The sequence below is a fragment of the Microbacterium sp. zg-B185 genome, assembly GCF_030246885.1.
Classification (GTDB): Bacteria; Actinomycetota; Actinomycetes; order Actinomycetales; family Microbacteriaceae; genus Microbacterium.
The window spans coordinates 504142-529220 of sequence record NZ_CP126739.1 but is presented as its reverse complement, the minus strand read 5'-3'; the positions used below and the strand labels follow the sequence as shown (position 1 = coordinate 529220).

At 68.0% G+C, this 25079-nt stretch carries 23 protein-coding genes; 7 read left to right on the top strand and 16 right to left on the bottom strand.

The window, feature by feature from the left end:
- Positions 1-22: 22 nt before the first annotated feature.
- Complete coding sequence (locus tag QNO12_RS02460; RefSeq protein ID WP_257503586.1) at positions 23-877, bottom strand: pyruvate, water dikinase regulatory protein; 855 nt, start codon at positions 875-877, stop codon at positions 23-25.
- Between the two features lie 224 nt (positions 878-1101).
- Here QNO12_RS02460 and coaBC point away from each other — a divergent pair, with 224 nt between their 5' ends.
- Together coaBC and QNO12_RS02450 are read left to right on the top strand one after the other, a co-directional pair.
- Positions 1102-2364, top strand: a complete 1263-nt coding sequence (coaBC, locus tag QNO12_RS02455; RefSeq protein ID WP_257503587.1) for a bifunctional phosphopantothenoylcysteine decarboxylase/phosphopantothenate--cysteine ligase CoaBC — start codon at positions 1102-1104, stop codon at positions 2362-2364.
- Positions 2365-2481: 117 nt separating this feature from the next.
- Positions 2482-3150, top strand: coding sequence for an NRDE family protein (locus QNO12_RS02450; RefSeq protein WP_308495365.1), 669 nt, complete (start codon positions 2482-2484; stop codon positions 3148-3150).
- 62 nt (positions 3151-3212) lie between these two features.
- Here QNO12_RS02450 and QNO12_RS02445 read toward each other — a convergent pair whose 3' ends face one another.
- Both QNO12_RS02445 and QNO12_RS02440 read right to left on the bottom strand, forming a co-directional pair.
- Positions 3213-3731 (bottom strand): nuclear transport factor 2 family protein, encoded by a 519-nt coding sequence (locus QNO12_RS02445; RefSeq protein ID WP_257503588.1) that lies wholly within the window; start codon positions 3729-3731, stop codon positions 3213-3215.
- Positions 3732-3746: 15 nt separating this feature from the next.
- Positions 3747-5186, bottom strand: a complete 1440-nt coding sequence (locus QNO12_RS02440) for an aldehyde dehydrogenase family protein (RefSeq protein WP_257503589.1) — start codon at positions 5184-5186, stop codon at positions 3747-3749.
- 152 nt (positions 5187-5338) lie between these two features.
- On the opposite strand from QNO12_RS02440, the gene QNO12_RS02435 reads away from it, so the two are divergent.
- Positions 5339-6655, top strand: a complete 1317-nt coding sequence (locus tag QNO12_RS02435; RefSeq protein ID WP_285178216.1) for a helix-turn-helix domain-containing protein — start codon at positions 5339-5341, stop codon at positions 6653-6655.
- A 12-nt stretch (positions 6656-6667) separates the two neighbouring features.
- Here QNO12_RS02435 and QNO12_RS02430 read toward each other — a convergent pair whose 3' ends face one another.
- On the bottom strand, positions 6668-7687 hold the full coding sequence (locus tag QNO12_RS02430) for an LLM class flavin-dependent oxidoreductase (RefSeq protein ID WP_257503591.1): 1020 nt from the start codon (positions 7685-7687) through the stop codon (positions 6668-6670).
- A gap of 232 nt (positions 7688-7919) precedes the next feature.
- Here QNO12_RS02430 and QNO12_RS02425 point away from each other — a divergent pair, with 232 nt between their 5' ends.
- Together QNO12_RS02425 and QNO12_RS02420 are read left to right on the top strand one after the other, a co-directional pair.
- The gene (locus QNO12_RS02425) at positions 7920-8807 is read left to right on the top strand and encodes an alpha/beta hydrolase (RefSeq protein ID WP_257503592.1); all 888 of its coding nucleotides are present in this window, start codon (positions 7920-7922) and stop codon (positions 8805-8807) included.
- Positions 8808-9155: 348 nt separating this feature from the next.
- Complete coding sequence (locus tag QNO12_RS02420; protein ID WP_306815930.1) at positions 9156-9362, top strand: LacI family DNA-binding transcriptional regulator; 207 nt, start codon at positions 9156-9158, stop codon at positions 9360-9362.
- 7 nt (positions 9363-9369) lie between these two features.
- Here QNO12_RS02420 and QNO12_RS02415 read toward each other — a convergent pair whose 3' ends face one another.
- From QNO12_RS02415 to QNO12_RS02380, 8 genes are all read right to left on the bottom strand, one after another.
- A complete protein-coding gene (locus QNO12_RS02415) occupies positions 9370-9852 on the bottom strand; it encodes a ribose-5-phosphate isomerase (RefSeq protein WP_257503703.1) in 483 nt (160 codons plus the stop codon).
- An 11-nt stretch (positions 9853-9863) separates the two neighbouring features.
- Positions 9864-11570 carry a dihydroxyacetone kinase family protein gene (locus QNO12_RS02410; RefSeq protein WP_257503593.1) on the bottom strand — a complete coding sequence of 569 codons (1707 nt, stop codon included), beginning with the start codon at positions 11568-11570 and terminating at the stop codon, positions 9864-9866.
- Positions 11567-12451 carry an NAD(P)-dependent oxidoreductase gene (locus QNO12_RS02405; protein ID WP_257503594.1) on the bottom strand — a complete coding sequence of 295 codons (885 nt, stop codon included), beginning with the start codon at positions 12449-12451 and terminating at the stop codon, positions 11567-11569. The genes QNO12_RS02410 and QNO12_RS02405 overlap by 4 nt, the downstream gene beginning before the upstream one ends.
- Positions 12448-13404 (bottom strand): sugar phosphate isomerase/epimerase family protein, encoded by a 957-nt coding sequence (locus QNO12_RS02400; RefSeq protein ID WP_257503595.1) that lies wholly within the window; start codon positions 13402-13404, stop codon positions 12448-12450. The genes QNO12_RS02405 and QNO12_RS02400 overlap by 4 nt, the downstream gene beginning before the upstream one ends.
- Complete coding sequence (arfA, locus tag QNO12_RS02395; protein WP_257503596.1) at positions 13401-14918, bottom strand: arabinosylfuranosidase ArfA; 1518 nt, start codon at positions 14916-14918, stop codon at positions 13401-13403. The genes QNO12_RS02400 and arfA overlap by 4 nt, the downstream gene beginning before the upstream one ends.
- 68 nt (positions 14919-14986) lie before the next feature.
- Entirely contained in the window at positions 14987-15913 is a 927-nt protein-coding gene (locus QNO12_RS02390; protein WP_257503597.1) for a carbohydrate ABC transporter permease, read from the bottom strand.
- Positions 15910-16836 (bottom strand): carbohydrate ABC transporter permease, encoded by a 927-nt coding sequence (locus QNO12_RS02385; protein ID WP_257503599.1) that lies wholly within the window; start codon positions 16834-16836, stop codon positions 15910-15912. The genes QNO12_RS02390 and QNO12_RS02385 overlap by 4 nt, the downstream gene beginning before the upstream one ends.
- Before the next feature lie 72 nt (positions 16837-16908).
- Entirely contained in the window at positions 16909-18273 is a 1365-nt protein-coding gene (locus tag QNO12_RS02380) for an ABC transporter substrate-binding protein (RefSeq protein ID WP_257503600.1), read from the bottom strand.
- A gap of 301 nt (positions 18274-18574) precedes the next feature.
- Here QNO12_RS02380 and QNO12_RS02375 point away from each other — a divergent pair, with 301 nt between their 5' ends.
- The gene (locus tag QNO12_RS02375; protein ID WP_257503601.1) at positions 18575-19648 is read left to right on the top strand and encodes a LacI family DNA-binding transcriptional regulator; all 1074 of its coding nucleotides are present in this window, start codon (positions 18575-18577) and stop codon (positions 19646-19648) included.
- 91 nt (positions 19649-19739) lie between these two features.
- Here the strand turns inward: QNO12_RS02375 and QNO12_RS02370 are convergent, their stop codons facing one another.
- Genes QNO12_RS02370 through QNO12_RS02355 form a run of 4 tightly spaced genes read right to left on the bottom strand, consistent with a single transcriptional unit; the run spans position 19740 to position 24021 of the window.
- Complete coding sequence (locus QNO12_RS02370; RefSeq protein ID WP_257503602.1) at positions 19740-20729, bottom strand: fumarylacetoacetate hydrolase family protein; 990 nt, start codon at positions 20727-20729, stop codon at positions 19740-19742.
- Positions 20730-20749: 20 nt separating this feature from the next.
- Positions 20750-21925 carry an FAD-dependent oxidoreductase gene (locus QNO12_RS02365; RefSeq protein WP_257503603.1) on the bottom strand — a complete coding sequence of 392 codons (1176 nt, stop codon included), beginning with the start codon at positions 21923-21925 and terminating at the stop codon, positions 20750-20752.
- Between the two features lie 55 nt (positions 21926-21980).
- Positions 21981-22976, bottom strand: a complete 996-nt coding sequence (locus QNO12_RS02360; RefSeq protein WP_374761044.1) for a cyclase family protein — start codon at positions 22974-22976, stop codon at positions 21981-21983.
- Between the two features lie 40 nt (positions 22977-23016).
- Positions 23017-24021, bottom strand: a complete 1005-nt coding sequence (locus QNO12_RS02355; RefSeq protein ID WP_257503604.1) for a VOC family protein — start codon at positions 24019-24021, stop codon at positions 23017-23019.
- A gap of 131 nt (positions 24022-24152) precedes the next feature.
- On the opposite strand from QNO12_RS02355, the gene QNO12_RS02350 reads away from it, so the two are divergent.
- A complete protein-coding gene (locus QNO12_RS02350; protein ID WP_257503605.1) occupies positions 24153-25073 on the top strand; it encodes a LysR family transcriptional regulator in 921 nt (306 codons plus the stop codon).
- The last annotated feature ends 6 nt before the right edge of the window (positions 25074-25079 follow it).

Sequence of the window (25079 nt, the reverse complement as noted above, 5' to 3'; positions counted from 1 at the left end):
GTGCGTGAGGCGGGGCGGATGGTCAACTGCGCAGGCGCATGGATTGCATGATGACGGCGGACATCTCCTCGACCGATTTCGTCGAGGAGTTGAGGAAGGGCACCCGGTTGCGCCGGTACAGGTCTTCGGCGCGGCGCAGCTCCAGCGTGCATTGGGCGAGGCTGGAGTATGTCGAGCTGGGTCGCCGCTCGTGCCGGACCTGACTCAGCCGCAGCGGCGTCGTGGTCAGTCCGAAGCATTTGTCGACATACCGGGACACGGCGGCGGGCAGTCCGTCGGAGGGGAAGTCGTCGTCGGTGAGCGGATAGTTCGCCACCAGGAGTCCGTACTGCAGTGCCAGATACATCGTCGTCGGTGTCTTGCCGCACCGGGACGGCGCGATGATGATGACATCCGCCATATCCAGCGCCCGCATGCTCTGCCCGTCGTCGTGCTCGATGGCGTACTCCACTGCCCGCATCCGGGCGAAGTACCGCTCCAGGTCACCGACGCCGTGGAACTGCCCGAGCTGCTCGGACGCTGTGCTGCCCAGCGCCGCCTCCAGCTCGCGCAGGTGGCCCCCCAGCAGGTCGATGACGACGGCACCGGAGCCGACCAGCTCCTGCAGGATCTGCGCGGATTTGACCGTCGCGAACACGATCGGCTCGGCCCCGCCCTCGGCCGAACGCTGAATGTCGGCGACGACGTCGCGGGCGCCTCCGGCCGTGTCCACGAAGGGAATGGTGTGGCGGCGGAACGTCACGCCCGGGAAATTCGCCAGCAGGGCGCTGCCGAGGGTTTCCGCGGTGATTCCCGTGCTGTCCGAGACGAAATAGGCCGCGCGGGCGACCGTGCGCGCGCCGGTCGGCCCTGCCGTGCTGCTCGGTGGGTTCGCCACGCTCCGCTCCTCCGCGGCACCGGTGTCGTGACCGGCTCGCTCTTCGAACGTATGCAGGTGTGTCAGTTCCTCGCGGCCCGTGTCACGAAAAGAATCGCCGAACTTTCCGGCAAGTTAACCGGTGTGCCCGGTCGCCGGGCGGCACTCGGCGTTTCGAACCGGCCCGATACGATGGCGCGGGAGCGTCCGGGCGCTGATCCGCCGTCCACAAGGATCGAGGGGACATGAACCGACCGCTGGAGATCGTGGTGGGAGTCACCGGCGGCATCGCCGCGTACAAGGCCGTGCAGGTGGTGCGCGACCTGGTGCTGGCCGGGCACACGGTGCGGGTGATCGCGACGGATGCCGCGCTCCGTTTCGTCGGCGCCCCCACCTGGGAGGCGATCAGTCGGCAGCCGCTGAATACGTCGATCTTCGACGATGTCGCGGCCGTGCGCCACGTCGCCCTCGGGCAGCGGGCCGATGTGGTGCTCGTCGCTCCGGCGACGGCGAACACGATCGCGAAGCTCGCCGCCGGGATCGCCGATGACCTGCTGGGCACGACGGTGCTCGCCAGCCGGGCACCCCTCGTGGTCGCACCCGCCATGCACACGGAGATGTGGCAGCATCCGGCCACCGCCGCCAACATCGAGACGCTCCGCGCGCGCGGCGTCAGGATCGTGGGGCCGGGCACCGGCCGCCTCACCGGTGCGGACATCGGCGCGGGGAGGATGAGCGAGCCCGACGACATCGTTTCGGCGGTCCTCGCCGCGGTCGGCGCCGAGCAGGACGGCGCCGCGCCGTCGGAATCGGCGTCACGCCGGGACCTCTCCGGCCGACGGGTCGTGGTCACGGCCGGTGGCACCCGCGAACCGATCGACCCGGTCCGCTTCCTCGCGAACCGCTCCAGCGGCAAGCAGGGCGTGGCCTTCGCGCTCGCCGCGGCCGCGCGCGGCGCCGACGTCACCGTCATCGCCGCTCACCTGGATCACCAACCGGCGTCCGCCCTCGCTGCCGCGGGGCTGACGACCATCGAGGTCCTGACCGCAGCCGACCTGGCTCGGGCGGTCGCGGAGGCGGCGGCCGCAGCATCCGTCGTCATCATGGCTGCGGCCGTCGCGGATTTCACGCCCGCCGAGGTCTCGGAGCGGAAGATCAAGAAGACCGAGCGCGGTGAGCGAATGGAACTGGTGCTCACCCGGACCGTGGACGTGCTCGGCGAACTGGTCGCGCACCCGGTCGCGGGCCGCGTGGTGGTCGGCTTCGCCGCCGAGACGGCGGCGGACCGGGACGAACTGGTCTCTCTGGCCCGGGCGAAGCTCGCTCGCAAGCCCGCCGACCTGCTGGTGGCCAATCCCGTGGGCAGCGGCCGCGGCTTCGGAGCCGACGTGAACGAAGCCGTCGTGGTGGCAGCATCCGGCAAGATCCTCGCCGACGTGTCCGGCAGCAAGCGGGCCGTCGCGGACGCGGTCCTGGACCAGGTGGTCGTGCTGCTGGAGGAGGCGTGATCCGGGCCACCCCGACTCTCAGCGGCTTACGATCTGAGAGCCACCTAGTGAACCGGGAGCACCGCCATCTGCACCGTCATCGTCCGCGTCCCCACATCCTCGAGTCTGCCCACGCGCGTGCTCGCGATCCGCGACGAGGATCCCGAACGCCCGTGGAGTCCGCTCGGCCGCTGGTGGCCTGAATCCCACGGCGGCGTCGTCGGGGTGCGCGACCTGCGCGCCGGCGGGGCATGGCTGGCCGCTGATTCCGCGGCGGGGCGACTGGCCGTGCTGCTCAACCGCGCCGATGTCTCGACGCTGCCCGAGTCGCAGCTGGTCTCGCGCGGCGGATTGGCTCTGGACTCCGTCGCGGGCAGGACGCCCGCGCAGCCGCGCACGCACGGGTTCAATCTGGTCGAGGTGGAAGGCGCCCGCACGAGCGTGGTCTCGTGGGACGGGCAGCGACTGTCCCGAGTGGAGCTGACTCCGGGAACGCACATGGTCGCCCACGACGACGTCGATGACCCGTCGACGCCTCGCATCGCGCGCTGGCTGGCTGAGTTCGCCGCCGTGGAGCTGCCCGAGACCGATACCTGGTGGACGCCCTGGATCGAGCTGCTCGAACGCTCCTCGGCGCTGGAGAGCACCGACGACGAGGCGATCATCCGGGACAATCGCCCGCACGGTTACCCCACGCAATCGCTGCTGGTGTGTGTCGCATCCGTGACCGCCGACGACATCCAGGTGCGCTATCGCGCGTTGCGCGAGCCCGGCCGCTGGAACCGGCAGCTGGACGGCGTCCTCTGAGCGGCGCGCCCGTCGACCCGCCCGGGCTCGGTGTGCCCGGGCGGGGGGCGAGGGTCGCCCGGCTACGCGCGGTCGGCGTGCTGAGGCACCGGAGGCATCTGGTACTTCGGGCGCCCCTTGATCACGAGCGGGCCGTTCCACGGAACCTGGTCGAAAGAATTCCATGCGTTCACGTGAAGGGACTGGAACAGCCAGCGGCCCTCCTTCTTGGTGAGGTGGTCCTGGCGGGTTCCGATGCCGAACACGAAGTTGTTGTTGTAATCGACGTTGAACTGCAGGATCTGGAAGAAGAGCTTGGCGTCTACCTCGCCCTCCTCCTCGCGCTCGGTGAACAGTTTGGTGTTCTGGATGTGCTGACGGCCGTACCACCAGGACTGCCGGTCCGTCCACAGGGATCGGAAGTTCTCCAGGATCGCCTCGTGCCCCTGCACCTTCCCCTGCCACAGGTGGTCGAACCATCCGTCCTGCGCGAAGACGCTGCGCACCAGGTCCTCATCCGCCAGATCGATCCCCCACGCGTAGCGGGAGTAGAGGTCCTCGATCTCGAATCGGTCTTCTGCCGTGAGCTTCCAATGTGCCATTTGCGATCTCCTGTGTCAGCGGTCTTCGTACTTGTCGTCGAGAAGGTCGGCCGGTTCACCGTTCTGGATGAGCAGGCCCTTGCGGCGAACGAACCGCAGAATCGATTCCGGTCCGGTGCGTCCCCCGCCGACGCCGGAGACGCCGAACGAGTTCGTCCCGATGGTGCGGCCCTTGCCAGCCATCAGGAACGTGTCCTGGATGAAGATCGAGCCCGCGTCGATCCGGCTGCCGATCTCCAGAGCCTCCTGCGCAGTCCCGGCGATCACCGATGCCGTCAGGCCGTACTCCGTGTCATTGGCCAGCCGGATCGCGTCGTCGATGTCCCGGTACGCCATGACGGGCAGGCACGGTCCGAAGGTCTCATCCACCATGATCTGCATGCCGTGGTCGACGCCGGTCAGGACGGTCGGACGCATGTACAAGCCGCCGCCGTGTTCCTCGAGCTCTCCCCCGGTGAGAACCTGTGCGCCCTTCGCGGTGGCGTCGGCGATGTGCGCCAGCACCGTCTGCGGCTGCGCCGCGAACGTGAACGGCCCGATGTGTCCCGCCTTGGCGTTGTCGTGGCTGAGGTGCACGCGCTGCGCCTTGCGCACGAGCTCGGCGACGAATTCGTCGTGGATGGACTCGTGAACGTACACCCGCTCGACCGAGAAGCAGACCATGCCCGTGGCGTACGCGCCGCCCCGAAGGATCGCGGTGGTCGCCCGATCGATGTCAGCGGACTCGGTGACGATCGCCGGGTCCTTGCCGCCGAGCTCCAGATAACACGGGATGAGACGCTCGGCGCAGGCGACGGCGATCTTGCGGCCGGTCACCACGCTGCCGGTGAAACACACGATGTCCGCGCCGGCGACGACCTCCTGGCCGGTCAGACCGTCGCCGAGGACGAAGTCGAACACCGCGGCGAGCTCGGGGACCTCGGCCACCGACTCGAAGAACAGCCGGGTGAACCGCGGCGTGACCTCCGAGGGCTTCCACAGGACCGCGGAACCGGCGCACAGCGCGGGAATCGCATCGAGCATTGCGAGCATCGTCGGCGCATTCCAGGGGGATATCACTCCGACCAAGGGGTACGCGACCAGCTGCGAGCGGACCTCGACCGTCGGCATCGACACCGCGGTGCGCTGCACCGCGGCCGACTCCAGCGACGACTCGGCGTCCGCGATCCAGCCGTTGACGGTCTCCAGGGTGATGTATCCCTGGACGAACGACGTGTGGGTCCCCCCGGTGTCCACCGCTTCCAGCTCGCCGAACTGCTTCGCGATCTTCGCGAACTCCCCCGCCCAGCGGCGCATGACATCGAGACGCTCGCCGATCGACAGCGCCGCCCAGGCCGGCTGATTCCGGCGCAGGGTGGCAGCCTTGCCCGCGACCTCTGCCGCGTCCGCCACGTCGATCTGGTAGTCGATGTCACCGGTGCGCGGGTTGCGCACCGGGAGCGTGCGAGTGCTCATGTCGTGGTTTCCTTTCACACGGTGCACGCGTCAGCGCAGCACACCGCTGTGTCTCCTCATCATCGTCAATCCGGACGGCGGTGAGCACCGCCGTGGGCGACAGTCGCGGGAGCGACGAATGGCGCGTGCGACAGCCCTCTAGACTCGACACGATGGAGTCGGTCCGGATGCTCACGCCCCACGGTGGCGCATGGACCGAGGACGAGTTGCGATCGCGCGCGCTGAGCCCGCCCGAGCTCCTGGCCCGGTCGGTGGAGATCGTGGGTTTGCCGGCAACGTCGTGGGCAGTGGACGTGTCCGCGCGTGCCGCCGAGCAGATCCGCGGCCTGGAGCGCACCGGAGGATTCCCCACCACCTCGTCCGGCCATGTGCGGCGAGCGAGCGAGGTCGCCTTCCTCCAGTTGCTCATCGCCGTCACCGCCGACCCCGCCGACGAGGTCTACCACACGCTCAGCGACGACCTCCTCGACATCGTCCGGCTCGGGGTACGACGGGGTCTCCCCCTGGATGTCCTGCTGAACCGGGTCTGGGGGATCCACACCGTGACCCGCGATGAGATGATCGCCGAATTGCAGCGCATCCTCCCGGAGCATGAGCGCGCAGCCACGCTGCGTGAACTCGGCGCCGCAATGCTGGACTACGCCAACTCGCACGCCTACCGCGTCGCCATGGCGTACGCGGAAGAGCAGCGGGCGTGGCGCGGGTGGCGCACGGAGACGCAGCGTCGCACGATCGCCGCAGTCGTCGACGGCTCCGCACCGCCCGACCGCGACGGGGGACCGCTCGATGTCCATTGGCCGGGCGGCCACCTCTACGCCCTCAGCTGGTTCGAAGAGCAGTCCGGCATCCCCGACGTCGAGCAGGCGATCAGCGAGTTCGCCGACGGCGTGGGCGAGCTGATCGGCGCCGAGCGGGTCGTCGTGATCGACTACGAGGGCACCACCCAGCTGTGGTGGAGTGCGTCGGCGGCCTTGGCCGCCGACGCCGCGGCCCTGCTGGCGACCTTCCACCGACCCGACTGGATGCGACTGGCCATCGGCCCGCAGGGCCAGACAGTGCAGGGCTTCCGGGCGGCGGTACGCGGGGCACGACTCACCGAGCGCATGGCACGGCTGCCCGAGGCGGCGGAGAGGTCGGTGTGGCGGTTCGAGGAGGTCGGTCATCTGGCGCTGCTGGTGGAGAACCGGGAAGCGGCATCCTGGTACGTGCGCCACGAACTGGCAGCGCTGGCCGGGCCCGGCCCGAGGCTCGGGGAGATCCGCGATACCGTGCGCCGCTACCTCGAGAGCGGGAACAGCCGGGTCCTGGTGGCGAAGGAACTGCATCTGGCGCCGAACACCGTCGCGTACCGCGTCGGCAAGGCCAGCGAGCTCCTCGGCCGTCCCGTCGCCGAACGCTCCCAGCAGGTGCTGCTGGCGCTGCAGCTGGTGCACGCTCTGCCCGGTCTACTCGATCCACCGCGAGCGTGACAGCGCGTCGCCTCAGCTGAGGCGTCCGCGCACCGCCGGGATCACCTCGGTGTCGAACAGATCGATCGACCGCAGCGCCTCCTCGCGCGACAGCGTGCCCCACGAGAAGGCGCCGGCGAGATAGTTCACTCCGCCCGCCTCGACGACGTGCGCGACCTGGTCGGCCACGGACGCCGGCGAGCCGACGAAGAACAGGTGCTCCTCGACCAGTCGGCGAAGGTCCGGCTGAGCAGGCTGCTCCGCGTCCATCTTGCGCCACAGCCAGGTGAAGTTGTCGTAGTGGTCGACGAACGCGCGTTCGGCGATCTCGAACGCCCGCTCGTCGGTGTCCGCGACCACCACGTGTCGCAGCACGCCGAACCGCGGCAGCGGCGAACCCGGCCTCGTCGCGGAGTGCACCTCGGAGAACAGGTCGCTGTGCTCGCGGATCACGGGCAGGGAGGGGGACTTGAACGCGAAGCCGAAGATCGTATTCTGACCGTTCTCCGCCGTCCGGCGGATCGACTCCGGGTTGGACGTGGGGTACCACACCGGGATGTCACCGGACGGCGTCAGCGTGAGCTCGACAGGGTCGCCGCCGTGCGGCGGAAGAAAGACGCCCGTCTTGAGCGCGTGCAGAATCGCGGGCAGGAAGGTCTCGTAGCGGGACTGCATCTGCGCGGGGGTGAACCCGTACATCGCGCTCTCGTGCGGCGATGAGCCCTTGCCGATTCCAAGCTCCAGCCGGCCGTGGGAGAGCTGGTCGATCATTGCGATCTCCTGCACGAGCCGCAGCGGATCGTAGAGGGGAACGATGAACGTGGTCGGCACGAGCCGAATCCGCTGCGTCTCACGTGCCAGTGCGGCTGCGAACAGACCGGGCGACGCGGCCAGACCGAGGGTCGCGCCGTGGTGTTCGGCGAGGTGGAACCGGACGAAGCTGCCCTCGTCCGCCCTCCGCGCGATGGCGATCCGGTCGTCGTACGTGTCCGCAATGCTCCGATCGCGATTCACGTCGAGCCAATCGAACACCCCGAAGTCGAGATCAACCACTTTCCACGTCCTCTCTGAATTCCTGCCGACGACCACGCCAGCCAGTCCGGCGGCCGGCGGGGATCGTCCGGAGCCAGTCTTGCGGAGCCCGCGCCTGTTCGCACAATCCTGATTTCGAAGGCACCCCGAATCGTCGGTATCCGCATGCGCGACGACTCGATCGCGTGATGGGCAGTGTGTCCCGCGGACGCAACTAGGGTCGGAGTGCTCGCTCTCGTCCGTTAGGAACCGCATGACGCAGTCGTTCAAGGAGCGCCGGGCGGCGCTTGTCGCCCTCGGCCTGGATCTGACCCCCGAGATGGTCGCCGGCACCATCAACCTGACCGCACCCGATATCGATCCGGCGATCTACAACGCAGTCGCCGTCACCAAAGACCTGTCGTACGGCCCGCACGAGCGCCACGTCCTCGACGTTTACGCTCCTGCGGCCGGGGACGACGTGAAGCGTCCCGTCGTGGTCTACGTCCACGGCGGCGGCTTCGTCCGCGGCGCGAACGACTCCGAGCAGACGCCGTACTTCAAGAACGTCGGCTCGTGGGCGGTCCAGCAGGGCTGGGTGGCGGTGGCAATCAACTACCGGCTGGCGCCGGAGTTCGCCTACCCGTCCGGCGCCGAGGACGTCGCCGCCGCGGTGACCTGGGTCATCGATCACATCCGCGAATACGGCGGGGACACCTCCAAGGTGTTCCTGTGCGGCCAGTCCGCCGGAGCAATGCACGTCGCCGACTACGTCGTCGGCCACGGCGGCTACGGTCCGCACGGCCGCGCCCTGGCCGGCGCGGCGATCATCTCCTGCCTCTACGACGTCGGACGGGCGACGCGCAAGGACATGCACCTGGCCTACTGGGGCGAGGATGTTTCCGCCTGGGCGGAGCGGGGCACTCTGGGCGGCCTTATCGACACCGACCTGCCCCTCCTGTGCACGGTCAGCGAATTCGATGAGCCGGAGTTCCAGGATCACGCGACGCAGTTCGCCGCGGAGTGGCATGCACGCAAGGGCACGTTCGCCCCACTGCACCTGCTCTACTCGCAGAACCACCTGACCCCGGTCTACGCCATCGGCTCCCCGTGGGATGCGTTCGGGCCGCTGCTGAGCCGGTTCATCGACGCCAACGCGTAACACGGTCGCCCCGGGGTGATCGGTGGCCGGCGCCAGCGATGTCAGTGGAAGCTGAATCACCGGGCACGCCCCGGTGCCGCTGACATCGCAGCACTTCGCGTGATCGGTCAGCGAGTAGATCGCGACGTTTTGGTTTGCGGGGCAGCGGCCGCGACGACGCGCCGTGCACATCGGCCGCCTCGGCTCGCGAGATCTGGCCGAAGTGCACAGGTGTCAGACCCTGCTTGTATCGTGCGCACGATGACACGCGACCGCGGACCCGCATCCACAGTGGGCTCGAGCCGGATTGTCGATCGCGCGGCGTGCCGTTCGACGTATCGAACAGGCGCACTCCCGGAAAGGACATCCATGAACTCCGATACCCCGCCGACCATCGACGATGTCGCCGCCACCGCTGGCGTATCGCGCTCGACCGTCTCGCGCGTCATCAACGACGACCCGCGAGTCAGCGACGACTCCCGCGCAGCCGTCGGGCGTGCCATCCGCGACCTCTGCTACACGCCCAACGGCGCCGCCCGGTCGCTGGCTCGAACGCGTCGAATCTCGACGGACTGAACCCGACCTACGTTGCGTCGGGTGATGCCTCATAGCCGCGGATCGCTGCGACCTTCTGGGCTGAGGGACTCGACGAATCGAAGCGATATCCCAGCCACTCTCGGACGAGCCGCCGGGCCAGCTCCGCGCCGATGACGCGCTGACCCAGGCAGAGCACCTGCGCGTCGTTCGACAGTACGCTGCGCTCCACCGAATAGGAGTCATGCGCGGTCACCGCCCGGATTCCCGGCACTTTGTTCGCCGATATGGCAACACCCAGTCCCGTGCCGCAGATCAGCAGCGCGCGGTCGGCCTCCCCGGCAGCGACGCGACGCGCGGCCCGCACCGCGACGTGTGGGTAGTCGGTCGACTCAGCGCCGGACACTCCGACGTCGAGGACCGATCCCACACGCGGGTCCGCCTCGAGGTCCGCCCTGAGCAGCTCCTTGTACTCCAAGCCTGCCTCGTCGCTGCCGACGACGATGCGCAGTGGTTCGGCATCCGGGGTCATGTTCGTCACGTTCATCCCTCCGTCGCGAACACCGGACGGAGCGCCGCCGCGATCAGCGCGAACGATGTGGCCCCGGCATCCGGCGTTCCGAGGCTCCGTTCGGCAAGTGGTCGCGCTCGGCCTTTTCTGGGCCGCATGGCCGCGGTCGCCTGACCTGCTGCGGCTGCGGCGGCGGCGGCGTCCGCCCACGCCCGCTCGAGGCGCACGCCGCTCTCGACCCGTTCGCGGAGCGTCGCCGCGAACGGAGTCAGCGCGTCGACCATGGTCTTGTCGTTCGGATGAGCCCCGCCCAGTTCGGTCACCGCAGCGAGGAAGGCGTCGACGGCAGCCGGAGCGATCGTCGCGTCGTACGTCTCGCGGTCGTCCCCGATCAGCGCTGCGGCGGCCTCGATACCAGCGCCCCACAGCACCCCGGAGGTGCCGCCGGCCTGCGCTGCCCACTCCCGACCGGCGCGGTGAAGGTTCCATGCCAGACCGCCGCCGTTCACGGCGGTCAGCGCGGCAGCGGCCGCGTCGATGCCCTTGACCATGCCGCGGCCATGGTCGCCGTCGCCGGCGACGGCATCGATGCGGCCGAGCTCGGCTTCGTTGTCGTGCAGAACCCGGCTGACCAACCCCGCGGCGGCGCGCAGAGCGGGCACAAGCGCGCGAGCGGCTGCGGTCGATTCGGGAACGCGGCCACGCTCGTCCGCGACCGCCCCGATGTCGGCCGGGCGCAATCCCGCGGTGGCCGCGCCCACTTTGCGGTAGGCGGGCGCGTAGGCGTCCGCCTGCCAGGCGGCCTCCAACTCGTCATCGAGCCACATGAGGGTGAGCGAACATCCGCCCATGTCCAGGCTCGTGACCAGTTCGCCGACCTCGGCCCCGACGGGGGTGAGCGCATGCCGGCGAAGCAGCTCCGCGACGTCCCGCCAGAGGATGAAGAGCTCTTCGTGCTTGGTCGAGCCGAGTCCGTTGACGATGACCGCGACGCGGGCTGAACCCGCGGACGGGCGCTCGGAGAGAACCCCGTCGACGAGGACGGCCGCCAGCTCCCGCGACGTCAGTCGAGGCGTGTCGCGCACCCCGGGCTCACCATGGATGCCGAGGCCGAGGCTTATCGCGCCATCCGGGACGGCGAACAACGGGGCAGTCGCGCCGGGCATCGTGCATCCCGTGAACGCGACGCCGAACGAACGGGTCCGGTCGTTTGCGAGGCGACCCAGTCGCTCGACCTCATCGAGCGAGCTCCCCTGTTCGGCGGCCGCACCCATCACCTTGAAGACCGTGAAGTCGCCCGCGATCCCGCGGCGGCCAGCAGCCGTCGGCGACGACGCGATGTCATCCGTGACGGTGACGATCCGGATGTCGACTCCTTCGCTGCGCAGCCGATCGGCGGCGATGCCGAAGTTCATCAGGTCGCCGGCATAGTTGCCGAAGCTCAGAATGACGCCCCGACCCTGATCCGACGCCTTCGCCACGGAGTAGACCTGAGCGGCGGAGGGAGAGGTGAAGACATTGCCCACGACGGCGCCGGCGGCGAACCCGGTCCCCACCAGACCCGCGAACGCGGGATAGTGACCCGAGCCGCCGCCGATCACGACCGCGACGCGCGGTGGCCCTTCACGGTGCCCGACGACACCGCCTGGGACCATCCGCAGGCGGTCGGCGTACAGTTCGGCGAAACCCTCGAGCTGATCGTCCGCAAACGACGCGGGATCGTTGAAGATGACCGTCATCCTCTGACTCCGGCCAGGATCGTCGCGATGATCGAGTCGTCCTCGGCCGCAAGGCCGGCCGCCTCGCCGACGCGGTACAGCTGCTCGGCAGCGCCGGCAACCGGCGCACCGACCTTGTGCGCCCGGGTCGCGTCTCCCACGATTCCCATGTCCTTGCCGATGACATCGAGGCGGGATCGAAGTGGGGGTTCCTCTCCGCGGATTCGCTGTGCGATTCGCGGACCACGGTCGGCCAGCATGAACGACGCCGCCGCACCCGCGCCGAGAACGTCGATGACCATGTCCAAATCGAGACCGAAGCTGTGCGCGAGCGTGAGGGCCTCCGCCGCCGCCGCAGTATGGATGCCGCACAGCAGCTGGTTGACAACCTTGAGCTGCTGTCCCTGCCCCACCCGGTCGCCGACGAGGCACAGCGTCGAGGCGAGCGCATCGAGCACGTCGTGGGCGGCGGCGCGCGCCTCCGGCGATCCGCCCACCATGACCAGCAGGTCCCCCGTCCCGGCGCGCACGGGCCCACCCGAGAGTGCGGCGTCCACGCAGAGAACGTCGCGCTCCGCCAACCGCGCAGCGGAGCTGAGCAGGGCCTGTTCGCCGACGGTCGATGTGATCACCACGACGGCGCCCTCCGCGAGCGACGGCGAGAGAGCGTCCGGGCCGAAGAGAGCCTCCTCGAGCTGACCGGCGTCGCGGACGACGAGCACGACGACATCGGCCCCGCTGCCCGCGTCGCTGAGCGTTCCGGCCGGGGTCGCGCCGCCCCGTGTTGCGGCATCCACGGCTACGGGGTCGATGTCGTACACCGTAACGGCGAACGACCGCCCGAGGTGCAGCGCCATGGGCAGCCCCATGGCACCCAGTCCGATCACGGTCACGTTGGTCATCGGGTCACGCTCCCCTCGCGCACCGCGGCGGTGGCCTCGCCGAGCGAGACCGCGATCATGCGTCGCACGTACTCCGCGTTGCGGGCGGCCACCGAAAGTCCATCTCCTCCGTAGTGCTCCACGCAGAACGGAGCGGCGAACCCCAGTGAGATCGCGGTCGTGATCGCGGATCGGTAGTCCAGCGAGCCGTATTCCATCGGCGCCGGGACCGCGGTGATGAACCCTCGGCGGCGATCCTCGTCGCGCGAATAGCTCTTCACATGCCAGTAGTTGGCAACCGGCGCGCACCGGGCGCTCGCTTCCAGGAAATCCTCGACATCCCGATGCAGTCGGTACATGTTTCCCAGATCCGGGTTCAGGCCCACGTTGTCGAGGCCGACGGATTCCACGAGGCGCAGCGCACCGTCGACCGTTCCGATGAGCGTGTCCTCGTACATCTCCAGCGACACGTCGATACCGAGGATCGCGGCGTGCTCGCCCAGTTCACGCAGGCGGGCGGTCGCCAGCGCCCACGTGGCGGCATCCTGATCATCGGCGGCGCCGGGCTCGGTCCAGAACCACTGGACCTTCTTCTGGTCGGGGAGAAGGGGTCGATGCAGTCCGAAGCTGACGACAGGCACGCCGAGCGCGGCCGCCGCGTCGAGCGTGCGGTGGCTGTAGGCGAGATTCGCCGTGCCGTCGACGGGGTCGATCACGCTGCGCCGTATCGCGGAGATGGCCACCGCGCGAAGCCCGACCTGAGCGATCGCCGCGCCCAGTTCGGTCAACGCGGCCTGGTCGAGGTCTCCGGGGCGGACCCAGCTGTCGGTGATGTCGACGCAGTCGAGCCCCTCGAAGGCGACCTGCGCCAATTGGTCGAGCCACACGTCGGCGCCGGCATCGTGGCTGGCAGCGAAGGGCAGCATGGCCGCGGCGATCGGCCAGTTCGCGCTGAACGAGTAGTCGTGGGTCATGGCGTGACCAGGGTGAGCGCGGTCCATGACACCGGAGGGAGGGACAGAGCGACCGTCCCGTCCCGCAGACGTGCCGTGTCGTTGCCGCGCAGCCGCACGCGGTCCGGGTCCTGGAGCGTGTTGGCCGCGTGCATGTCCTCGTCGTGCAGCGACCGCAGCTCACCGAGAGCGACCTCTCCGAGCATCCGAACGTCGATGTCGATCGCGACGTGCTCGTCCATGCTGCGGTTCACAAGAAAGACAGACGTCTCGCCGCCCTCTTCGTCGAAAGTGGCCACAGCGTCCACCACGGGGACATGACCATAGCTGGCCGTGTCGTACGTCGGGCAGTCCAGCTTCAGTTCCAGGCTCACTCCGCGCGCAAGCCGCGATGTCACCGCGAACGGGAAGAACGTGGTCTGCCGCCATGCCGGCCCGCCGGGCTCGGTCATGATCGGTGCGATGACGTTCACCAGCTGGGCGAGGCTCGCAGCGGTGACTCGGTCGGAGTGGCGGATCAGAGAGATGAGCAGGTTGCCGGACACGACAGCATCCACCACGGAGTACGAATCCTCCAGCAGTCGCGGGGCGACCGGCCATTCATCGACCGAGGTGATCCGGTCAACGTCGTTGTACCGCGACTGGTACCAGACGTTCCACTCGTCGAACGAGATGTTGATCGACTTGTCGCTGCCGCGCACCGCCTTGACGTGATCGGCTGTGGCGACGACGGAGTCGATGAACCGATCCATGTTCACCGCCGACGCCAGGAAGCTGCCGTAGTCCCCCTCCTTCGGCTCGTAATAGGCGTGACACGAGATGAAGTCGATGTCGTCATAGGTCTCTTCCAAGACGACGCGCTCCCACGTGCCGAACGTGGGCATCTGAGCGCCCGAGCTTCCGCACACGACGAGTTCCAGATCGGGATCGACCTGGCGCATCGCACGAGCCGTCTTCGACGCGAGTTCGGCATAGTCGCGTGCCGTGCCATGCCCGAGTTGCCACGGGCCGTCCATCTCGTTTCCGAGGCACCACATCCGGACGTTGTGCGGTTCCGCGGTGCCGTTGGCGACGCGCTGATCCGACAGTGCGGTCCCGGAACGGATGTTGGCGTATTCCAGGACATCCAGTGCGTCCTGCACTCCGCGAGTGCCGAGGTTGACGGCGTACATCAGCTCGCTGCCGACCTTCTTCGCCCACACCGCGAATTCATCGAGGCCCACCTGATTGGTCTCGGTCGAATGCCACGCCAGGTCGAGGCGTCGCGGACGCTGCTCGCGCGGTCCCACGCCGTCCTCCCATCGATAGCCCGACACGAAATTGCCCCCGGGGTAGCGGATCGTGGACACACCCAGCTCGCGGACCAGCTCGATCACATCACCGCGGTAGCCGTGCTCGTCCGCAGTCGCATGGCCGGGTTCATGGATGCCGTCGTACACACACCGCCCGAGGTGCTCCACGAAGGAGCCGAACAGGCGGCGATTGACCGGTCCGACGATGAAGTGGGGGTCGATGGTGAGATGCGCGGAAGTCATGATCCTCAGTGAGTGTCGAGGGCGGAAGCGGAGTCGAGTGGTCGGATGCAGCGATCAAGCGGGCGGCATCACTTGAGGCTCCCGATCGCGAGCCCGCCTCGCCAGTAGCGCTGGAGCGTGAGGAACGCGATGATCAGCGGAATCACAGACACGAGCGAGCCGAGGACGATGATGCTCCACAGGCTCTGGCTCCCCGCCGCACCGTACGTGGACGCTGTCGACTGCCAGAGCCCGATGCCTACTGTGACGGGGAACAGGCGATTGTCCGACAGCATCACCAGCGGCAGGAAGTAGTTGTTCCACGACGCGACGACCGACAGCAGCAGCACGGTCACGATGGCCGGGCGCAGGAGCGGCAGGGCGACCTGGAAGAACGATCTGAACTCGCCTGCACCGTCGACCCGGGCGGCATCCAGGAGTTCGTCGGGAACCGCGTCGCGCGCGTAGACGTTCATGAGGTAGACGCCGAACGGGTTGAGCAGCGTCGGGAAGATCACCGCCCAGATCGTGTTGGTCCATCCCACCTGGGCGAACAACACGAAGGTCGGGATCACGAGGGCGGTCGTGGGCACCATGACGGCGCCGAGCAGGATCGCGAACGAGAAGCGCCGACCGGCGAAGCTGTACTTGGCCAATCCGTAGCCGGCCAGCACCGCGAGCACCGTCGCTCCGATTCCCCCGACGAGCGCATACAGCGCCGAGTTGGCCAGCCAGCGCGCGTAGATCCCGCCACCGTAGGTGAACAGGTCGATGAAGTTCTGGACGTAGTTGATGTCGCCGGCGAACCAGAGCGAGCTGCCGCCGCCGAACAGGCCCGCCGAGCTCTTGGAGCTGTTGACGATGAGCCACCAGAACGGGATCAGGAAGTACACCATCAGCAGCCCGAGCACGATGTTCAATGGCACGCGGCCGGGCGTCCGCGGCATCGATCGGCGCTCGATGGTTTTCCGAGTGGGCCGGCGTGCGCGCGTGCTCTCGATGGGCGTGACGCTCATGACGTGAAGCTCCCTCGCTTGCGGGTCGCGAACAGGAAGATGTAGACGCAGACGAACACCACGGCGGCCAGTGCGAACGAGATCGTCGCGCCGTAGTTGTAGTTCGCGAGCGAGAACGCCTGCTGATAGGCGTACATGTTGGGGGTGAAATCATTTGGGATGGCTCCCGCGGCGAGCTGCTGGAGGATCTGCGGCTCGTTGAAGAACTGCAGGGTGCCGATGAGCGCGAACACGAGGATCAGCAGGAGTGCGGGGGTCAGGAGCGGGATCTTGATCCGGAGGATGATCTGCCACTGCGACGCACCGTCGATGCGTGCCGCTTCGTAGAGGGTCGGGTCGATCCCCTGCAGCGCGGCGTAGATGATGATCATGTAGTAGCCGGCCCATTGCCACGTCACGATGTTGAGCAGCCCGTAGAAGATCAGGCTCGAACTGAGGAAGTCAGGGGCTGATTGACCGAAGGCTTCGAAGACCTCGGCGAGCGGGCCGAAGTTGTCGCTGTAGAGGAACCCCCACATGAGGGCGCCGATCACCGTCGGGATCGCGTAGGGCAGGAAGATCATGAGGCGCGAGAAGCGTGCGTACCGGGTGATCACGATGTCGAGGATGAGCGCGATCGCCAGCGAGACCGCCATCTGCAGCGGGATGAGCACCAGCGAGAACCTGATCACGAACCACACTCCGTCGAGGAACGACGGGTCGCTGAACGCCTTCAGATAGTTGCCGAAGAGCACGAATTTCGTGCCGCCGATCATGGACTTCTGGAACATGCTCAGGTAGAGGGCGAAGCCGATCGGAAGCACGAGGAGCGCAAGGAAGACGATGCCGAACGGGCCGACGAAGAGCCACCCGGTGAGGTTCTGACGAGCCGTGACGGATCTGCGGCGTTTCGTGGGCACAGCGCGGGCGAGAGTGGCAGTCATGATTTCTCCGGGTCTGTGAAGGGAAGCAGCGGGGGCCGGTCCGCACGTGCACGGACCGGCCCCCGGCCCAGGTCACTTGACGGTGAACCCCTGTTCCTCGGCGTACGCCACCACGTCCGCCTGGAGGGCGTCCGCAGCCTCGGAACCGGTCGCCGAGCCATCGATGATGGCGGCGATCTGGTTCGTCAATGCGGAGTAGTAGTACTGTCCGAGCGGTGTGTACGTCATGCCGGTGTAGGCATTCGCCGCCGGAACGTACACCTCCTTGTTGGCCTGCTGACCGCTGAAGAACGGAACCTCGTAGTCCTGGAACTCCGGCGAGTCGAGCACGCCGACGTTCAGTGGGAAGATGATCTGGTTCTGCCAGCCGTCATCCAGTGATGCCTGGTCCGCGTACACGCCGAACGCCGCCTTGGCCGCCAGTTCGGGATCCTGCGCCTGGCTGCTCACGACGAAGGCCGAGCCACCCCAGTTGATCGCGACCGGGTCTGCCGCGTCCCACTGCGGCATGGGGGCTGCCGCCCACACACCCGCGTCGGCGCCCTCGCCGACGCCGGCGCCCTGGAGGTATCCCGGAGCCCACGCGGCCGACAGGTAGGTGGCGTAGTTGCCGCCGATCACGCCCGCGATGTACTCGGGAGTGAACTGGTCCTCCGTGCCGACCAGGCCCTTGTCGACCAGGCCGTCCCAGTAGTCGAGGACTTCCTTGATCTCGGGGCTGTTGAGGTTGATCCCGATCTCGCCTTCACTGCTGGGGTCGTACGTGAACGGCTCGGCGCCGTTCCCGTAGAAGTACGCGGTAGTCGTGGCAGGCTGGTTCGCCGCGAAGCTCGCGAAGACCGGTCCTCCCGCGTCCTTGAGCGCCTGGGCGGTGGTCTCGAGCTCCGCCCACGTCGCGGGGGGAGTGAGACCGTACTGGTCGAAGATGTCGGTGCGGTAGATCATGCCCATCGGACCGCCGTCGACCGGGGCGCCGTACACGGCGTCGCCGACCGAGACGTCCTTCCACGCGCCGTCGCTGAAGTTCGCTTTGACATCCTCGTAGCCGAGGTCGCTCAGGTCGACGAGCGCCTCCTGAACCTGGAAGGTCGGGATGCGGTCCGCCTCCACCATCATCACGTCAGGAGCACCGCTGCCGGCAGAAATGGCGGTCTGGAACTTGTCGTACGCGTCACCACCCGCGCCGGCGTTCGTCCAGCACACTTGGACCTCGTCGCTGGCCTCGTTGAAGTTGTCGACCACGAGCTCCATGTTCGGGTACCACGCCCACATGGTGACGACAGGCAGGTCGTCCTTCGTGATCGTGTTCGTGCAGTTGGTGGCGTCGCTTCCGCCGCCCCCGCCGCCGTCGGCTTCGTCTCCGTCTGCGGAACAGGACACGAGGGCGCTTGCGAGCACAAGTGTGGCTGCTGCAGCGATGACCGGTGTCGTCTTCACTGTGTCTTCCTTTCGGATGCTGGACATCTTTGTCGGGCGCCCACGATCGATGCGGTTCCGCTCTTCGCACGGACTCCGCGTGTGACTGCTCCCGCGGAAGCCTTGCTTCTCGAACGCGTTTGCAACGTTGTATATTCAACGTTGTAAGAGATGATTGCGGATGCCGGCGGAGGTGTCAACGGGGTCTGCGAAGTTCACGATCCCCCGCGGCGCGCGCCCGCCGCCGCCCGCCGTGGAAACCGGCCGCCGATAGGCTGGCGGCTACGCACACGGCGGTGGGGCGACCCAGAAGGGCCGGGAGATGAATCCCACGTTGCACGATGTCGCCCGCGTCGCCGGCGTATCGATCAAGACGGTTTCCAATGTCGTCCACAACCACCCGCACGTGCGCCCGACGACGCGCGAGCGGGTGCTCGCTGCGATCGGGCAGCTGGGATATCAGCCCAATCTGTCCGCCCGCGGTCTTCGGTCAGGAAAGACCGGGGTGATCGGACTCGCGATCCCGTCGGTGCGCGAGGCCTATTTCGCCGAGCTGGCCGACTCGATCATCGTGGCGGCGGAAAAGCGCGGCCTCGGGGTCGTGGTCGACCAGACCAACGGGGTGCGGACGTCGGAACTCGATGTCATCGCGGGTCGGCGCCTCCGCCTGACCGATGGCATCGTCTTCAGCCCCGTTCACATCGGCGAGCAGGACGCGGAGCTGCTCAATGCACAGTTCCCGCTGGTGCTTCTGGGCGAGAGCGTTTTCGGCGGACCGACGGACCACGTCACCATGCACAATGTGTCCTCGGCGCAGGCAGCCGTCCAGCATCTGCTGGAGATCGGGCGTCGACGGATCGCCCTCATCGGTGCCGACGACTCCGGCGAGACGGCGTCCGTCGGGTCCGCAGCACTGCGGGTGCGCGGGTATCGTCAGGCACTCGCCCTGGCGGGAATCGCCTACGAACCGGCGCTGGTTCGCGCCGTCGGCGGATGGCATTACGACACGGGCGCAGCCGCCACCCGGGCGCTGGTGGCGTCGGGAACGGCCTTCGATGCACTCTTCGCGTTGAACGACACGTTGGCCATCGGCGCACTGCGCGCCCTCGACGAGGCCGGCGTTCGCGTGCCGGACGATGCGGCGGTCATCGGCTTCGACAACATCGACGCGACGCGATTCACCATTCCCTCGCTCTCGAGCGTCGACCCCGGCCGCGAGATCATTGCTGAGGTCGCCGTCGAGATGCTCGTGGAGCGCATCGCCGAGAAGGGCACCCCGATGCCGCCCCGGCGGATCAAGCCGGACTTTCGCATCGTTCGGCGCGAATCAACGGGTTTCGCTCACGTCGCCGATGCGGTCCGGCAGGACGCGGCATCCGCGGCGCGGGTCCTCTGACGCGGCACCGCGGATGCCCACCCCCGCTCGAGACACTCGGTGGTGTGCGCCTTCACACCCCGGTGGGGTTTCCCTTGAGAGCGGGGGGCTGCTACGCCGATGGCCCGGCGAATGTGCGCGCGCGGGGCTTCGGCCGCGCTCGTGCGGTCGGCAGCAGGTGCGGGTGCGCACGCGCGGGCCCGACGGTGCCGTTCAACTCTCCGAGTCGCTCCACTCGCATTGTGACAACGTCCCCCTCTGCCAGCGGAGGCGGCGTGAGTGCGCCGCCGGCGAGTCCCCACAGCTCGCCGAGGCATCCGCCGTTGCCCACTGTTCCGGAGCCCAGCACGTCACCCGAGAGAACACGCGATGCCCGCGATGAATAGGAGACGAGTTCGGCAAACGTCCAGGCCATGTTGGAGAGAAGGTCCGCTCCGAGGAGCCGGCCGTTCACGTAGACCTCAGCGCGCAGGGCGAGGAAGCCATCGGCGTCGACGCGATCGGCCACTTCGTCCGCGGTGACGATCCATGGTCCGAGGGACGTGGCGAAATCCTTGCCCTTGGCCGGCCCGAGCCGCACGTTCATCTCCTGGGACTGCAGATCGCGCGCAGACCAGTCATTCATGATCACGTAGCCGAAGATCCGCTCCTGGGCTGCGACCGGATCGAGGTCCTCCCCCGGGTCGCCACCCAGCACCGCGGCGACTTCCAACTCGTAATCGAGTCGGACGGTGGCAGGAGGCCGGATTACCGCTTCGGTGCCGTAGATGGCGTGCGGGTTGGTGAAGTAGAACGTCGGAGCGCGATACCACTGCTCCGGCACATGGCTGAGGCCGTCGGCATCCGCACTCATCCCCTCCACATGCTCTTCGAAGACGGCGAAGTCACGCACGGATGCCGGCACGAGGGGCGGCAGCAGCGCGACGTCCCGCAGCGGTCGGCCGGCGCTGAGATCGCCCGCTGCGTACAGGTCGTGTGCTCGTCGCAGTCCGCCACGGAGCACGTCCGCCACCGTCTGTCCGTCCGGGAAGGCGACGACCTGATCTTCGATGACGAAGCCCTCGCCCAGGGTCTCGCCGTGCGTCCATCGCGCGATCTTCATCGTGTGTTCCTCTCTCCGGCTCAGACGCGTTCGGCGAGTCGCTGGGCGAGCTCCCCGATCAGCCTGGGCATGTCCGCGGAATGGTCCTGGCCGTCGCGCTGCCACTCGGCGAGCTGCACGGACGCGTCGACGACGGCAGTCGCCCGTGCGACCCGCCGGCGGTGGAACTCGTCCCACAGCTCAGCGTCGACAGCGGCGCGCGTGACGAGCAGCTCCGTGAGGACCAGTGCGTCCTCGAGTGATTGCGCCGCCCCCTGCGCGATCGTCGGCGGGCAGGAGTGGGCCGCGTCACCGATCAGCACGACCCGCCCTCTGTTCCACGGCGCCGGGAGGACGTGCTGGGTGAACCAGGTGTAGTTCACCGCCGCGGCGCCGGCCTCCAGATCAGCGCGGATGGCGTCCCACGGACCGCCGTAAGCGCGGGAGCGTTCCACCATGAAACGGGCCGCATCCGGGGCGGACATGTCGAAGTGCTTCTCCGCGTCGAAGACCAGGAACGCGTACATGGAGTTCTCGCCCGTCGGCGTGTAGCCGGCGATGTAGGCCGGTCCGCCGTAGTACAGCTCTGTCGTCTGCACCTCCGCGGGCCGCGAGACGAAGGCCCGCCAGATCCCCATGCCGGTCGGCTCGGGTCCGGCTTCGATTCCCAGGCCCGCGCGGACGGCGGAGTGCAGCCCGTCCGCGCCGATCACGAGGTCGTACTCACCGACCTCGACGTCACCGGAGAACACCGCGACGAGCTGACCCCGTTCTTGCGTGCCGCTCACACGGATGCCGAACCGCGTGCGAACACCTGCCGCCTCTGCCCGATCGAGCAGAATGCGCGCCAGCGCCGGGCGGGGCATGCCCATCGCCGAGGGGAGCCCTCCCGCTGTGCGCTGCTCGGCTGCGGAGGCAGGCTCCTCAGCGTCCGGGGCTCCCTCGGCTCGGCGTGCGATCACGGGCGCATCGGGACCGGGCGCGCGCAGCGTGAGACCGTCGAAGGCGTAGCCTGCCGCCGCGGCCTCGTCCCAGACCCCCAGCGTCGCGAACGCCTGCAGCGCGTTGCTCTGCAGCGAGATGCCCGACCCCAGAGCCGTCAGTTCGGGCTGCGATTCGATCAGGTCCACCGCCACGCCGGCGTCGGCGAGTCGGATCGCGGTCGCCAACCCGGCGATGCCTGCGCCGATGACGGCGACCTTCTGTACTGCTGTCACGTCAGAACCTCCTTGTTCGTGGTGCGACGGTGCTCCAGGGTGGGCGCGCCGATCGTCAGAGGAGCGCGATCGGGTTGATCGGCGACCCTACGGCGCCTGTGATGGGCAGCGGGGGCGCGGAGAGGAGGAACTCGTATCGTCCCCGCGCGGCGCAGAGGCGGCCGATCTCCTCGAGATCCCACATCTCCCCCACCGTCAGCCCCATGTTGGGGATGACGATCTGGTGCAACGGCTGGAACGACTCATCGAATTCGTTCGGCCGCACTTCGAAGCCCCAGGTATCCGTGGCGATCGCTGCGATCTCGGAGCGGTGCAGCCAGCCGGCGGTGGTCAGGGACAGCCCCGGCGCGGGCCCGCCGGCGTACTCTCCCCAGCCGTCGCGTCGAGCACGGGCGAGCTGCCCGGTGCGCACGAGCAGGATGTCGCCCCGGGCGACCTGTGACGAGGAGCCCTGCGCCTCGATGCAGGCGGTCAGGTCGTCGACCGTGATCGCGTATCCGTCTTCGAGCTCGCCGGTGTCCGGACGCAGATGCCGGCCCATATCCAGCAGGACACCGCGGGAGAGGATCACGCCGGCTGCGTGTTCGATGCCGGTGACGAGATCGCCTCGCGTCGTGACGACGGCGCCGGCCGGACGGCCGTTGTAGGCCAGCCCCCGGTCGAAGATGTGCCCGAGCCCGTCCCATTGCGTCGAGCACTGCAGCGGCATCATGATGACGTCGTCTGCCCCGCCGATGCCGTGCGGATTCGCGTCCGGATCCCGCTCGTGGTCCAGCCCCGTGCCGGTCATGGTGTGCACCGGGTTGTTGCGCTTCTTCCAACCGCGCTGCGGGCCGTCCTCGTCGAAGGATTGGGCGAGCGAGACGCTCAGCCCTTCGGTGACCAGACGTGCGGCGTGCACCCGCTTCGCCTCGTCGATGAAGTTGAGGGTGCCCAGAACGTCGTCCTCACCCCAGCGACCCCAGTTCCGATAGGCCTCGGCGCGGATGAACACCTCGCCCGGGGCGTCCGCACGGTTCAAATCCTTGGGGTCCTCCGACAGTGAACTCACGACGCGCCCCGTTCCAGTCCGTGTGACGCCACGATGCGCGTCACGCCTTGCCCTTGAGCAGCTGGGCCCGGATCTCTTCGGGCACGCCCTCCTCGGTCGCGGTCGGGCCGTCGGCCGGCGGGAAGGACTCGCTGAGGGACAACGGCATCGTGGTGTTCCGGTAGATGTCGAACGAGCCCTGCGAGGTCACCCACGTCTGCGGCTCCCAGTCCGGGACGTAGTTGCGGTAGCCGCCGGTGTTCAGCTCGACGCGCATCGTCGAGGGGTCACGGTAGTACAGGAACGACTGCTCTCCGATGCCGTGGATGGTGGGGCCGTATTCGATGTGCACACCGCTTTCCATGAGCAGGTCCGCCGCGATCAGCATCTCCTCACGCGTGTCGTACCAGAACGCGAAGTGGTTGACCCGCCCGGCTCGGGTGGAACCGTCCAGGACGACGCCGAGGTCATGGGACTTCTCATTCGTGGTCAACACGGAGAAGACGGAGATGGGCGCCTGCTCGAGCTCGGTCCGCGCCATCAGCCGGAAGCCCAGCACATCGCTGTACCACTGCGCGAACGCGTCGACATCGCTGGCGCAGATCGTGACGTGGTCCAGCTGCCGTGGCGCTCCGGCGATCTTCGAGCGGCGCTGGGGACGGTCCGGGAACGTGGAGGCGAGATCGCCCCCGGTGTAGCGATGGTGCGTCGCCTCCCAGTGCAGGACCATGGTGTGGCCCCAGGGGCCGACGAAACGGTATGCCCGCCCGATGCCGAACGCGTCGAACCACTCGCCGGCTGCGCCGGCCGCCTCGACACGCTCGACGACCGCGTCCAGCGCCTCGGCGCTCGTGGTCCGCCAGGCCATCGAGTCGAGGGAGACCTCATCGCCGGCCACGATGACGAGGCTGTAGCTGTAGTAGTCGCCCCAGCAGCGCAGGTAAACGCCGTGGTCGTCGCGTCCGACGACGGTCATGCCGACCTGGTTGACGTAGAAGTCCACCGACGCCTCGACCTCGGGGGTCGTCAGCGCGACATAGGACAGGTGTGAGAGCAGAGTGATCATCTTCGAGCCTTTCGCGGCGCAGGTGGCGCTTCCCTCCATCATTCGACGCGCAGGATTATTGGACAACCGAATAATCCCTATGTCAGGCATCGGTATCCCCGATAGGCTTGCGCCGACCGGAAGGGGTCGACGTGGAAGAGGATCCGCTGCTGTCCAGGCTCGACCTGAATCTCCTGGTCTCCCTGGACGCTCTGCTCAGAGAGCGCAATGTCACGCGCGCAGCCGAGCGGCTCTACTTGAGCCAACCGTCCCTCAGCACCGCGCTGGCACGTCTCCGAGTCCACTTCGATGACGAACTGCTGGCCCGCCGCGGCAACACCTACGAACTGACGCCGCTCGCGACCCGTCTGCTGGAACACACGACCGTCGCACTCAGCACGGTGCGGAGGGTGTTCGAGAGCCAGGCCCGCTGGAATGCCGGTGAATCCACCCGCGAGTTCACGATCCACGGCTCCGACTATGCCCTTGCCACGATTGCCCCATTGGTGTCCCGGGCCGCCCGCGCCGAGGCTCCGGGAGTGAGGTTTCGCTTCGTGCCGACATCGAGCCCGGCCATCGACGATGTCATCGTCCGCCTGGCCTCACTGGATGGCATCCTCCTCCCGCACGGGATCGTCAAGGATCGGCCCAGCCTGGATCTGTGGCGCGACGACTGGGTGCTCCTGGCGGCGGCGGACAATCCGCTCGGTGACGCCGTTCCCACCCTCGCCGATCTCTCGGCGCTGCCCTGGGTCTTCACCTATCAGACCCGAGGGGCCTTCACCGCTGTCGGTCGCCAGCTCGAACAGCTGGGCCTGCAGCCGCGTGTGGAAGTGGTCGCGGAGAGCTTCGCCCTGCTGCATCTGTTCGTGGAGTACACCGAGCGACTGGCCCTCATCCAGCGAAAGCTCGTCCCACTCGTCACCAGGATGGGCGGCCTGCGTACCTACGAGCTCCCGTTCGAAGCCGTTCCCCTGATCGAGGCGCTGTGGTGGCATCCGGCACACGACAACGATCCCGGGCACGAATGGATGCGTGGGGTGTTCTCCGCAGCCGCCCGCGAGCTGGACTGACGTTCT